This window comes from Methylobacterium sp. 13MFTsu3.1M2 (assembly GCF_900112625.1).
In the GTDB taxonomy this organism is placed as follows: domain Bacteria; phylum Pseudomonadota; class Alphaproteobacteria; order Rhizobiales; family Beijerinckiaceae; genus Methylobacterium.
This window is the reverse complement of sequence record NZ_FOMM01000008.1, coordinates 70,829-83,797: the sequence shown is the minus strand read 5'-3', so window position 1 is coordinate 83,797 and position 12,969 is coordinate 70,829. Positions and strand designations below refer to the sequence as shown.

General features: G+C 73.0%; 8 protein-coding genes. 3 read left to right on the top strand and 5 right to left on the bottom strand.

The window, feature by feature from the left end; all coding sequences use genetic code 11:
* Positions 1-94: 94 nt before the first annotated feature.
* The 4 genes from BM314_RS08660 to BM314_RS08645 all read right to left on the bottom strand — a co-directional run bounded on the left by BM314_RS08660 (position 95) and on the right by BM314_RS08645 (position 4,436).
* On the bottom strand, positions 95-379 hold the full coding sequence (locus BM314_RS08660) for an accessory factor UbiK family protein (RefSeq protein WP_020090941.1): 285 nt from the start codon (positions 377-379) through the stop codon (positions 95-97).
* A gap of 148 nt (positions 380-527) precedes the next feature.
* Positions 528-773, bottom strand: a complete 246-nt coding sequence (locus BM314_RS08655; protein ID WP_020090940.1) for a hypothetical protein — start codon at positions 771-773, stop codon at positions 528-530.
* A 133-nt stretch (positions 774-906) separates the two neighbouring features.
* Complete coding sequence (locus tag BM314_RS08650) at positions 907-1,623, bottom strand: PhoH family protein (protein ID WP_012321860.1); 717 nt, start codon at positions 1,621-1,623, stop codon at positions 907-909.
* Positions 1,624-2,036: 413 nt separating this feature from the next.
* Positions 2,037-4,436, bottom strand: coding sequence for an ATP-dependent helicase (locus BM314_RS08645; RefSeq protein WP_091977962.1), 2,400 nt, complete (start codon positions 4,434-4,436; stop codon positions 2,037-2,039).
* A 335-nt stretch (positions 4,437-4,771) separates the two neighbouring features.
* On the opposite strand from BM314_RS08645, the gene BM314_RS08640 reads away from it, so the two are divergent.
* Positions 4,772-8,197, top strand: coding sequence for an AsmA family protein (locus BM314_RS08640; RefSeq protein WP_091977869.1), 3,426 nt, complete (start codon positions 4,772-4,774; stop codon positions 8,195-8,197).
* A 96-nt stretch (positions 8,198-8,293) separates the two neighbouring features.
* Here the strand turns inward: BM314_RS08640 and BM314_RS08635 are convergent, their stop codons facing one another.
* Positions 8,294-10,429, bottom strand: coding sequence for a S9 family peptidase (locus tag BM314_RS08635; protein WP_091977868.1), 2,136 nt, complete (start codon positions 10,427-10,429; stop codon positions 8,294-8,296).
* 464 nt (positions 10,430-10,893) lie between these two features.
* Between BM314_RS08635 and BM314_RS08630 the strand changes: the two genes are divergently transcribed.
* Together BM314_RS08630 and BM314_RS08625 are read left to right on the top strand one after the other, a co-directional pair.
* Entirely contained in the window at positions 10,894-12,591 is a 1,698-nt protein-coding gene (locus BM314_RS08630; RefSeq protein ID WP_091977867.1) for a porin, read from the top strand.
* Between the two features lie 137 nt (positions 12,592-12,728).
* A complete protein-coding gene (locus BM314_RS08625; protein ID WP_020090935.1) occupies positions 12,729-12,956 on the top strand; it encodes a hypothetical protein in 228 nt (75 codons plus the stop codon).
* Positions 12,957-12,969 lie beyond the last annotated feature (13 nt).

Here is a 12,969-nt window from a genome sequence, read left to right as displayed (position 1 = left end):
TCGCGACACAAAGTGCAGGTCACATTCAGTGAACAGGAAACCGGATCGTCGACGCCGCTTCCTGTGTAAAAGCCCGCGGCGTTGCCGCGGAGACTCAGACCACCTCGCTCAGGCCCGCGGCGCCCGCTCCGGCGCTCCCGGATCGCGCCTCCAGGGCCGCCACGCGGGCCGTCAGGGCCTCGTTCTGCGCCTGGAGCTGGGTCACGAGGTCGCGGAGCACGTCGAGCTCTTCGCGGGAGGCGATGTCGAGGTCGCGGACGACGCGCTCGAGCTGCGCCCGGACCACGGTCTCGGCCTCGCGGCGGACGCCCTGGGCGGCGCCGGCGGCGTCCGTCATGAGGCGGGCGAGGTCGTCGAACAGTCGATTGGAGGGGGGCATCGGGGTCTCCCGGATCGGCCGGCTGCCGCGGCGGCCGCCTGACGGCACGATTCGAGACGACGAGATAGGAATCTTCGGAACGGGGAGCAACGCCCGGTTCCGGCCGGGCGAGCGGAGCGGGGCCGGAAGACCCCACTCCGCCGTCCAATCACATGCGGTGCATGCGGCGGTGCATGCGGTGATGCATCATCCGGCGCTCCATGCGGCGGTGCATCATGCGCCGCTCCATGCGGCGATGCATCATGCGCCGCTCCATGGGAGTCATCCGGACATGCGTCACCGCGTCGGGCGCCGACACGGCGCCGGGCATCGCGGGCGCGGCCGAGGCCGGCTGGACGAGGGCGGCGCCGCCGAGCGAGGCCAGCACGGCGAAGGCGAAGGTCAGTTTCCTCACGAGGAGACTCCAGTTCTCTGAAGGCCGGGCTCGGCGCCCGGTTCATCCTCCCGAATGGGAGGTGCGGAGAGTCGTCTCGTGCCGGGGGACGGCACGGCGGGTCTGCGAGGACCCGCCGCCATCAACTTCCGATTTAGAGATTCGTTTCCTCGAACGCCTTCACCCACTCGGCGCAGATGCCCGAGCGGACGATGTCGTTGCGCGTGAACTCCACCACCGGGATCGGCATCATCCGGCTCTTGACCATGTGCATGACGGTCCGCAGGCCCGAGGTCTCGCGGAGATCCGTCTGCGAGACGTCGCCGTTGATGATGACCTGGCAATCGTCGCCGATCCGGGTCAGGAACATCTTGATCTCGTTGATCGTCGTGTTCTGCGCCTCGTCGAGGATCACGAGGCAGTTCTTGAAGGTTCGGCCGCGCATCACCTCGAAGGGGACGATCTCGATGTCGCCGGTCTTCAGGGCGATCTCGAAGGCGGCGGCGCCCATGCGCTCCTTCATGGCTTCGGTGAGCGGGGCGACCCAGGGGGCGATCTTCTCTTCCAGGGTGCCGGGGAAGTAGCCCAGCGACCGGCCCGAGGGCACGTTCGGTCGGGTGATGACCACCTTGGCGATGCGGCGCTGGCGGAGCTGGTCCGCCGCGCGGGTGCCGGCGATGAAGGTCTTGCCGGTGCCGGCGGGCCCCAGGACGATGACCTGCGGCGAGCGGGCGAGGGCGTCGAGGTACTCGGCTTGGCGTTCGGTGAGCGGCTGGATGGGAGCGAGATTGCGTTCTTCGTCGAAGCGTGTGCGATGAATGCGGGACGTGCGGTCTTCAACCAGTTCAAGTCGTGCGCGGCGTCTCTTCATGGATGTACACTCCAACGGGACTTGCCAACCTGGATCTGTCTCTGAACTGCCGTTTACCTGCTTGCTCCCGGTTCTACTCGCTTGCGGAACTTAATACCGGCCCAAGGCCGAAGGTTCCGCCCCGCGCTCGTCCGCCTGTGGAGAGCGTCACGACGTTCCGTGCGCGGCCGAATACGCGATGCAACTGGCGCACCAGTGCGATTCGCGCCCGACGATTGCGCGCCGGGTGTGACTAAGGGGTGACGGTCGGTGAAGGGGCTTCGAAAAAGCCGCGCGGCTGGCACGGATGCATCAGGTTCGGGACGGTGGTGTCGCGGTAACGCGGCATCCGGCACGGTCGCGATCCTCCCCGCCCGCGCGGGCGAAGCCGGCCGACCCTGCCGCCCTGACACGTCCGGGCTTGGTCGGCGGGACTAGCTCGATCCGGCCTGGACGAAGCTGTCGAGGACCATCTTCCGGCCGGCCTTGTCGAAGTCAACGGTCAGCTTGTTGCCGTCGACCGCCGCGACCGTTCCGGGGCCGAACTTGGTGTGGAAGACCCGCTGGCCGCCCTGGAAGGCCGAGGGCGCGCCCGTCGACTTGGCGATCAGCTCGCCCTCGATCTGGCGGGGACCGCCGGACTGGCCCCCGGACCGGCCCCCAGGGCCCGCCGAGCGGAAGCCGCCTCCGGACCCCGATCCGAACCCGGACCGGCCGCCCGGCGCGGTGTTGGCCTGCGCGCGCTGCCAGCCCGGCGTGCCGTAGCTCGATCCGAACGGCGTCGGGTTGCGGTCGAACCGCGAGGCGCCGGCGGAGAAGTGCGCCGGGGCTTCGACCACGTCGACCGCCGTCTCGGGCAACTCGTCGATGAACCGGGACGGGATGGTCGAGGACCAGAGCCCGTGGATGCGCCGGTTGACCGCGAAGGACAGCTTCGCGCGCTTGCGCGCCCGGGTCAGCCCGACATGGGCGAGGCGCCGCTCCTCCTCCAGGCCCGCCCGGCCGCTCTCGTCGAGCGCCCGCTGGTTCGGGAACAGGCCGTCTTCCCAGCCGGGGAGGAACACGGTGTCGAACTCGAGACCCTTGGCGGCGTGGAGCGTCATCAGCGAGACCCGCTCGGCGCCCTCCGCCTCCGAGGCCTCCATCACCAGGGAGACGTGCTCCAGGAAGGCCGCGAGGTCGGGGAACTCCTCCATGGAGCGGACGAATTCCTTCAGGTTCTCCAGCCGGCCGGCGGCGTCGGCGGAGCGGTCCTTCTGCCACATCTCGGTGTAGCCGGATTCCTCCAGGATGGTCTGCGCGACCTCGCTGTGCGGCTGCGTCTCCGCGAGCCGCGCCCATCGCGAGAAACTCTCGGTCAGCGCCCGCAGGGTCGAGCGGACCCGGGGCTTCAGCTCGTCGGTCTCGCACAGGCGCGCGGCGGCGATGCGCAGAGGCAGCCGGTTGGCGCGGCCGTAGGTGTGGAGCTGCTGCAGAGTGGCGTCGCCCAGGCCGCGCTTGGGCGTGTTCACGACCCGCTCGAAGGCGAGGTCGTCGCTGACGTTCACGGTGGCGCGCAGGTAGGCCAGCGCGTCGCGGATCTCGGCGCGCTCGTAGAAGCGCGGGCCGCCGATGACCCGGTAGGGCAGCCCGAGCTGGACGAACCGGTCCTCGATCTCGCGCATCTGCGCCGAGATCCGCACCAGCACGGCGATCTCCGAGAGGGGATGCTGCTTGGACTGGAGGGACTCGATCGACTCGGCGAGCATCCGCGCCTCCTCTTCCGAATCCCACGCGCCCGTCACGGTGACGCGCTCGCCCGGCTCGTCGTCGGTGCGCAGGGTCTTGCCGAGGCGGCTCTCGTTCCTGGCGATCAGCCCGGAGGCGGCGGCAAGGATGTGGCCCGTGGAGCGGTAGTTGCGCTCCAGGCGCACCACCACCGCGCCCGGGAAGTCGTGCTCGAAGCGCAGGATGTTGTCGACCTCGGCCCCGCGCCAGCCGTAGATCGACTGGTCGTCGTCGCCGACGCAGGCGATGTTCTTGCGGGATTGCGCCAGGAGGCGCAGCCACAGGTACTGAGCGACGTTGGTGTCCTGGTACTCGTCGACCAGGATGTAGCGGAACCTGTCCTGGTAATTGGCCAGGACGTCGGGGTTCTCCCGCCAGAGCTTGAGGCAGAGCAGCAGGAGATCGCCGAAATCGACGGCGTTCAGCGTCGCCAGCCGGGCCTGGTAGGCGGTGTAGAGGGCGCCGCCCTTGCCGAACGCGAAGGCCGAGGCCTCGCCCGGGGGCACCTGCTCGGGGCCGAGGCCGCGGTTCTTCCAGCCGTCGATGGCGTGGGACAGGGCGCGGGCCGGCCAGCGCTTCTCGTCGACGTTCTGGTCGGCGATGACCTGCTTCATCAGCCGGAGCTGGTCGTCGGTGCCGAGGATGGTGAAGTCGGATTTCAGCCCGACCAGCTCGGCGTGGCGGCGCAGGATCTTGGTGCCGATGGCGTGGAAGGTGCCCAGCCACGGCATGCCCTCGCCGGCCGGCCCGATCAGCGCGCCGATCCGGTGCTTCATCTCCCGGGCGGCCTTGTTGGTGAAGGTCACCGCCAGGATGTCGAAGGGGCGGGCCCGGTTGGTGGCGATCAGGTGGGCGATGCGGGTGGTCAGCACCCGGGTCTTGCCGGTGCCGGCCCCGGCCAGCACCAGGACCGGGCCCTCCGTGGTCTCGACGGCGCGGCGCTGCTCGGGGTTGAGGCCCTCGAGGTAGGCGGCCGCGTCGCGCCGGAGGGCGCCCATGGCGCGGGCAGCGATGGACGTGGCGGGCGCGCCGTCCCCGGCGGGTTGCGGATGCGGGCGGTTCTGCATCCCGCTTCCCTGGACCAAATCGCGAACGGCGTCGAGGCCGTTCGCGCCGCGGTGGGGGCGCGGAGCCATGAAGCGCGGCTGTCCGCGCCGGGGTGATCCGCGCCCTTCGGGCTCGTCGCGCTCCGCGGCCGATCGCGAGATCCGGAGGCCGCGGGCCCGGGATGCCCGAGGAACCTCGCGCGTGCCCCGACCGCCGCTCGGGACCGTGGCATCGCCGCTGGCGCCCCCGGCGGCTTATCGTGCTATGGCCGTGGCGACTGACTCGCGGGGGCACGCGGGGCACGGCGGCCCGGTGAGGTCGCGGCCTCGCGCAGAGATGGTGCGGAACGGGACCATTGCGTGATCTTCTGACCGCGCTGGCGTGCGCCGTCATCCTGGTTCTCGTGGCGGCGCTCGCGGTCCCGCCCTTCGTCGACTGGCAGGCCCATCGCGGGCTCGTCGAGCGGGCGCTCGCCCGATCCCTGGGCGTTCCGGTCCGGACCGACGGCCGGATCGAGGTCCGCCTGCTGCCGTCGCCGCGGCTGCGCGTCGACCGCCTCCATCTCGGCGCCGATCCGGACCGCCCCAGCCTCGATGCCCGGTTCGTCAAGGCCGAGATCGCCCTGGCGCCGCTCCTCAAGGGCGAGTTCCGCTTCACCGAGACCCGGATCGGCCGGGCCGAGATCAAGCTCCCGGTCGCCGGCCCGGACACGCTGAAGCTGCCGCCCGATTTCGGCGGGGCCCTGCGCGACCGCGACCTCGCTATCGAGAACCTGCACATCCAGCAGTTCCTCGTCACCACGCAGGTCCCCGCCACCGGGCGGACCGACCAGCTCTACGTCCAGGATCTGCGCCTGCAGGCGCCGGCCCTGGTCGGGCCCTGGCGGATCGAGGGGACGAGCGGCGGCGTCCCGTTCCGGGCGGTCAGCGGCACGCCGGGACCGGACGGGCGCCTCGCCGCCAAGATCTCCGGCGGCGGCGACGCGACGCCGCGCTTCGAGGCGGACGCGCGGTTCGGCCTCGTCCCCGCCGAATCCGGCGGCGCCCAGGTCGAGGCCGAGGGCTCCGCCCGCCTCGTCGTCGGGCCGCCGACCCAGGCGGCCGGCGCCTACCTGCCGTTCTCGCTGGCCGGCACCTTCAAGGCCCGGGGCACGCAGGTGCGCTTCGAGGCCGTCGACCTCGCCATCGACCCCGGCGGCCGGTCCCTGCGGCTCGGCGGCACCGGACGGCTCGACCTGCGCCAGTGGCGCGCCGGCCTGACCCTGGACGCCCGCCGCCTCGACCTCGACGCCTTCCTGGCCTCGGCGGAGGGGCAGAGCCTGATCGCCCGCGGCCTGCCGCGCTCGACGGGCAGCCTGCCGGCGATGCTCGACCTCGACCTCACGGTGGGCAGCGCCGTGCTGGGCGGCGAGGAATGGTCGAACCTCGCCCTCACCGGCACCCTGGAGCGGGCCGGCGGCCTGCTGCTGCGCCGCTTCGCGGTGACCGGCCCGGCCGAGTCCACCGTCACGGCGAGCGGGCAGGTCGAGACAGCGCCGCTGCGCTTCTCCGGCCCGGTGGCGCTCGCCGCCCCCGACTCGGAGGCGCTCGGCCGCTACCTGCGCCGCCTCGGCGCCGAGGGGCCACTCGTCGCGCTGCTCGACGGGCGGAAGATCGAGGCCGCCGCCGACCTGTCGGCCGCCGGGACCGGCCTGTCCCTGCGCAACATGCGCCTCGGCCTCGGGCCGGCGCGGATCACCGGGAACGCCCGCTACACCGCCGCCGAGGGCGCCGAGCGCGGCCGGTTCGAGGCCCAGATCCGCGCCACCGGCCTCGACATCGCCGGCCTGCCGCCCCTTGGGACGGCCCTCGGCACCCTGCGCGACACCGACCTCGCCCTGACGCTCGAGGCGAAGGACGTCCGGTTCGGCACCGCGGGCTCCGGCACCGGCACGATCGCGGCGCGGATCCAGTCGGACGGCGCCGGCCTGACGGTCGACAGCCTCGACGTCACAGACCTCGCCGGCGCCAGCGCCCGGCTATCCGGGCAGATCGGCGCGGACGGGACCGGCCGCGTCTCCGGGCGCCTCAAGGCGCCGGCGGCGGCGCCGCTGCTCGGTCTGCTCGAGCGGGTCTGGGTGGGCGAGATCCGCCTGCTGCCCGCCTTCCTGCGGGACGCGCCCCTCGACCTCGCCGTCACCCTCGACCGGGAGGGCGGCGCTGCCGCGGCCCTGCGGACCCAGGCCCGGGGCAGTGCCGGCGGCGGCACCCTCGACCTGACGCTCGCGAGCCGCGGCGCGCGGATCGAGGGCGGCACCGCCACCCTCACGGCGCCGCGGGCGGGGGCGTGGTTCGGCCGCACCGACCTCGCCGGCCTGCAGCAACCTGCCGAGCTGCGCCTGACAGCCGAGCGGCCGGAGGGCCAGACCCTCGCCCTGACGGCGAAAGGCACGGTCGCGGGCCTGCGCCTCGCCACGGGCCGCCCGATCCTGGTCGGTCCCGACTTCGTCCCGACCGGCGGCACGCTTCGCGCCGACACGGCCGACCTGGCGCCGTTCCTGACGCTGGCCGGCGCCGCGACCCTGGCACCGGGGGCGTGGCCGGCCGACCTCACCGTCACGCTGTCGCGGCAGCAGGGCGAGGCCGCCGCCGCGCTCGCCGGCACCGTCGCCGGCGCGGGGGTGAACGGGACGCTGCTGCGGTCGGCGGGCGGCGCCCTGCACGGCCGCCTCGCCCTCGACCGGCTGTCGATCCCGCAGCTCGCGGCCGCCCTGGTGATCCCGCCGGCGGCGAACGGCGCGTTCGGCCCGCCGGCCGCCCACCCGGCCCTGTCGCTCGACGCCCGGATCGCCAGCCTGGATCTCGGCCGCGGCCTCGTCGCCACCGACGCGACCGCCGCCCTCGGCCTCGCCGACGCGGGCCTCACCGTGCGCGACCTGACCGGCAAGCTCGCCGGCGGCCGGCTCGCGGGCTCGGTGACGATCGCCCGGCTCGGGGCCGGCGCATCGGTCTCGGGCTCGGGCAGCCTCGACGGCGCGGCGCTCCCCACCCTGGCCGGCGGCCCGTTCGGCGGCCGCCTGAGCGCCGACCTGCGCTTCGCCGCCACGGCCGAGACCCTGCCGGGCCTCGCCGACAGCCTCTCGGGCAGCGGCGCGCTCACCCTGACGGACCTGAGCCTGCCCGCGGCCGATCCCGCGGCGCTCGGCCGCGCTCTCGCCCGCGCGGCCGAGATGGACGACCCGCTCCGCGAGGGTCGGCTCCAGGCGCTCGTCACCGAGGAACTCGCCCGGGGCGGCGCGCAGGCGCGCGGATCCGCCCGGGCCGCCGCCACGATCGTGGGGGGCGTGCTGCGGGCCGGGCCGTTCGACCTCGATCTCGGGCCGGCCCGCTGGGTCGGCACCGTCGGCTACGACCTGCGCGCCGGGCGCCTCGACGCCCGCGGCACGCTCGCGGGCGGCCCGGTGCCCCGCGGCTGGAATGCCGGGCCGCCCGCGGTCCAGTTCGGCCTGACCGGACCGCTCGGCGCGCCCGAGCGGGTGCTCGACGTCGGCACCCTGTCGAACGGCCTCGCGGCCTTCGTGCTGCAGCGCGAGCTGGAGACGATCGAGCTGACCGAGGCCGACCAGGTGGAGCGGCAGCGCCGCCGCGCCCGGATCGAGATGGATCGGGCCCGCGCGGCGGCCCTCAAGGCCGCGGCGGACAGGACTGCCGCCGACAAGGCCGCCGAGGAGGCGGCGAGGCGGCCGCGCAACCCGGAGGAGGGTGCTGCCCAGCCACCGGCGCCGGCCGAGGCCCGGCCGTGAGGCCGGCCGCGTCCTGAGGGCGGGGGTGGGGCTGGCCAGCGTGACGGCCTCAGGCGCAGCACCCCGTGGAGCGCCGCGCCCGCACGGGCGGCGGCTCTACGCCTTCCCCACCGCCATCAGCGCGAAGGCGTAGATCAGCGCCACCTCCTCCAGCCGGTCGAACCGGCCGGCGGCGCCGCCGTGGCCGGCCTCCATGTTGATCCGCAGGAGCACCGGCCCGCCGCCCGTCATGGTGGCGCGCAGCCGCGCGACCCACTTGGCCGGCTCCCAGTAGGTCACCCGCGGGTCGGTGAGGCCGCCGAGGGCCAGGATCGCCGGGTAGTCCTTGGCGGCGACGTTGTCGTAGGGCGAGTACGACAGGATCGTCCGGAAGGCGGCCTCGCTCTCGCCCGGGTTGCCCCATTCGGGCCATTCCGGCGGGGTCAGCGGCAGCTCCGCGTCCAGCATGGTGTTGAGCACGTCGACGAAGGGCACGTCGGCGACGATGCCGGCGAACAGTTCCGGGGCGAGGTTGGCCACCGCCCCCATCAGCATCCCGCCCGCCGACCCGCCATGGGCGACGATGCGCTTCTCGGACGTGTAGCGCGCGTCGATCAGAGCGCGGGCGCAGGCGATGAAGTCCGTGAAGGTGTTGGGCTTCTTCTCGCGCTTGCCGTCGAGGTACCAGCGCCAGCCCTTCTCGGTGCCGCCGCGGATATGGGCGATCGCGTAGACGAAGCCGCGGTCGACGAGGCTCAGGAGGTTCGTGCGGAACGCCGCCGGCATCAGCGTGCCGTAGGAGCCGTAGCCGTAGAGCAGCAGCGGCGCGCCGCCGTCGAGGGCGAGGTCCCGGCGGTGCAGCAGCGAGATCGGCACCTGCTCGCCGTCCGGCGCGGTGGCGAAGAGCCGCCGGGTCACGTAGGCGGCCGGGTCGTGGCCGCTCGGCACCGCCTGCCGCTTGCGCAGGAGCCGGGTTCGGGTCGCGCAGTCGTAGTCCCAGGTCTCCGACGGGGTCGTCATCGACGAGTAGACGAAGCGGATCGTGGCCGTGTCGAAGGCGAGCCCGGCCCGCAGTCCGAGGGAGTAGGCCTCCTCGGCGAAGGCGACGACGTGCTCGGTGCCGTCGGCGAGGTCGCGCACCACGATCCGCGGCTTGGCGTTCTCGATCTCCAGCCGGACCAGGTGGCCGGCCAGCAGGTGCAGGTGGCGGATCATCACCCCGGGCCGGTGCGGCACGAGGTCGGTCCAGTTGGCGCGGCCCGGATCGTCGAGCGGCGCGGTGACGATCTTGAAGTCCTCGGCGCCGTCCGCGTTGGTGCGGATGAACAGGCGGTCGCCGCGGTGCTCGACGCCGTAGATCAGCAGCGGCGTGCGCGGCTCGACGAGGCGCAGGGGGGCGTCCTCCGCGTGGCGGTCGAGCAGCCGGACCTCGGAGGTCTCGTGGTCGCTCACCGTCACGTCGAGGAAGGCGCCGGACTGCGTCTTGCCGATGTGGACGAAGTAGCCGGCATCGGCCTCCGTGTAGACGGTCTCGTCCTCGCTCTGCCCTGTGCCGACGCGGTGGCGCATCACCTTGGCGGGGCGGTGGTTGGCGTCCACCGCCACGTACCAGAAGCTCGCGCCGTCCGCGGCCCAGACCGCCTCGCCGGAGGTCGCCTCGACCCGGTCGTCGAGATCGAGGCCGGTGGCGACGTCGCGCACCCGGATCGTGTAGAGTTCCGAGCCCTTGGTGTCGGCGCTCCAGGCGAGCCGGGCGTGGTCGTCGGAATGCACCGCGGCGGCGATCTCGAAGAACGGCAGGCCCTCACCCTCGCGGTCGCCGTCGATGAGGATCGTCTCGTCCGGGTCCAAGCCCGACTCGGGCACGTCGGGTGATGTGGCCGGCCGCCGGCAGATCAGCGGGTGCTGCCCGCCCTCGCGGTGGCGGGTGTAGTAGGCGAAGGGCCCGTCCGGCTCGGGGACGCCGCTCTCGTCCTCCTGGATCCGCCCGCGCATCTCGGCGACGAGCTGCCGCCGGAGCTCCGCGCTCCCGGCGAGCGCCGCCTCGGCGAAGGCGTTCTCGGCGTTCAGGTAGGCGGCGATGTCCTTCGGCAGCGCGGCCGGGTCCTTCAGGACCGTCTGCCAGTTCTCGGCCTTCAGCCACGCGTAGTCGTCGGTGATCTCCTGCCCGTGGACGCTGAAGCGTCGCGGCCGGGCCTCGGCCACCGGCGCGCCGGTCCTGTGAGCGAGCAAGCCGTGGCCGATCTCCGTCATCGTCTCTCCCGTCGGGTCCCGTCGCGCGCGGGTGTCGCGTCCGGGTGAGGGGATGTGTCCCGCCGGGCGCGCGGATGCAAGGCGTCCGGGGGCGCGGCCGGGGCGGGCGGCGCGTATCGCCGGCCGGGACGGCGCGGTCGCGGGACCGGGGCCGATCCGTTGCTTTCCGGCATCGGTGGCGCGGGAAACGGTCCGGCCGACGACGCGATCCGCCGGCGCGGTCCCGCGCCGGAGCGGCGTCTGGAGCCGCGCCGGGGCGGCCCGATCGTGCGGACTCGGCGAAGGCCCCGAACCCGCCAGGGACTTGGCGCAGCGGCCGATTTCGGCCTCAACGCGGCACCGGAACGCCGCGGGTGCGCCACAGATCCTGACAAGTCGAGCCGAGCACAGGCCCGAGAAAATCGCTCTGGGATTATCCGGCTCCGCGATCCGTCCGACATGAAGGGGGACTTGCGGATGGTGGAATGGCCGATTCGATGCATGTTTTGTGTGCGGAGTACCGGAAACATCGTGCGAAGCGGGGGACAACGGGCGTACTGGCGGGTGTTGCGGGGTTGCTGAGTCTGCCGGTGGAGGCGGCGGAACTTCCCGATCGGCGAAAATCGCAGCTCATCGAGCACGTGCGGATCTGCTCGGCCTACGGCCAGGCCTTCTTCTTCATCCCCGGCACCGATACCTGCCTGCGCCTCTCCGGCCGCGCGCGCTACGAGTACGCCTACCAGCCTTCCTACAGCCGTTCGGGGAGCGCGACCGCCACCCCGGGGGATTACAGCGGCTACCAGGGCCGCCTCCGGATCAACCTCGACGCCCGGTCCCAGACGTCCTACGGCACCCTGCGCGCCTTCCTCCGCCTCGACGCCGGGAGCCGGACCGGTTTCGCCACCATGCATGCCGGCGCGCTGAACCGGATCGGCGGCGCCTTCCCGGCCCTGGGCGTCGATCAGTTCGGGCGGGCCCAGCAGCAGTTCAACGTCGACAAGGCCTTCATCCAGTTCGCCGGCATCACCGCCGGCCGCGCCTCCTCGTTCTTCGATTTCTACGCTCACGACTTCGAGTTCATCGTCGCCTCCATCGGCTCGGACAATCCCTCGACCAACCTCGCCGCCTACACGGCGACGCTGGGCAAGGGCCTGTCCGCATCGCTGTCGATGGAGGACCCGGTATTCCGCCGCACGCCGGTCTACGCGTCCCAGAACGCCGCGGCCTCGGCGTTCCCGAATCCCGGCGCGATCCTCTCGCCCGGGAACCCCGTCGCCCCGGTCTTCGTCGGCTACGACGCCGCCGGCCGCCCGACCGGGGTGGGCTTCGTGGACACGGTCCAGCGCAGCCGCATGCCCGACATCGTCGGCGTCCTGCGCTCCGACCAGTCCTGGGGCTCCGCGCAGCTCTCGGGGGCCGTGCACGAGGTCAACCACGGCCTGCTCAGCAGCGTCTCGTTCGCCGGCACCAACCTGGGGGCGCCCGTCTCGGTGGGCAACAACCGCACCCCGGGCGGCGCGGCCTCCGCCCTCGGCTGGGCCGTTCAGGGGGGCGTGAAGATCAACCTGCCAGCGATAGCGACCGGCGACACGCTCTACCTGCAGGGCGCCTACGGGGAGGGCACCGCCCTGTATACCGGCCTGCCGGCCTATAACGGCCCCTGGGCGCAATCGGCCACCGCGGTGCAGGGGGCGGCCTTCTCCCAGTTCTTCAGCGACGGCGTGATCAACCCCTTCACCCAGCGCCTGGAGCTGTCGACGAGCTACTCGTTCACGGCGGCGATGCTGCACTACTGGACGCCCGCGGTCCGCTCCGCCTTCTTCGGCTCCTACGGCGCACTGAGCTTCGCCCGCGGCGCCCGCGCGGCGCAGGGCGCCTATTTCGGCGTGACCGGGACCGGGCCGGGCACCCCCGGCACGCGGTTCTTCGACCTGAGCCAGATCCTGCGGGACAGCTACCGCTTCGTGGTCGGCGGCAACCTGATCTGGTCGCCGGTGAAGGAGTTCGATATCGGCGTTGAGGCGATCTACACGCGCTACGGGCCGCAGAGCGGCCGCATCCTCGACCTGGGCCGGTATCCCAACCAGAACGCGGCCTACGTCAACAACCTCGCCAACCCGGTCTCGACCGCCCGCCACGTCGACGTCATCCAGGTGCGCGCGCGCGTGCAGCGGGACTTCTGAGGGCGGCTGCGGATCCGGGGTGATCCAAGAGGGCTGGCGGCGATGCCGGCTCGGCCGGGAGCCGGTTCCGGCCTGGGGCGTTGAACCGCGGGCCGTGGCGTCGACCACGGTCGCCGGTTCGATCCCGAGGTGCCGACATGGACGCGATCCCCGATCCGCAGCCGGATCCGCAGGACGATCACCCCGCCGCGGACCTGGAGCGGGTGAACGACATCCTCGCCGCCTGGGCGGCGCGCTCCGCCACCGAGAGCGCCGCGCTGATCGACCGGTTCGAGGCGATGGGCTACGAAGTCCGCGGAAAGTCGGAGGGCGAGATCGCCGACATCCTGCACCGGCCGCCGACGCGCGCGGCTGTCGCTAGATAGCTGTGGGTTGTAG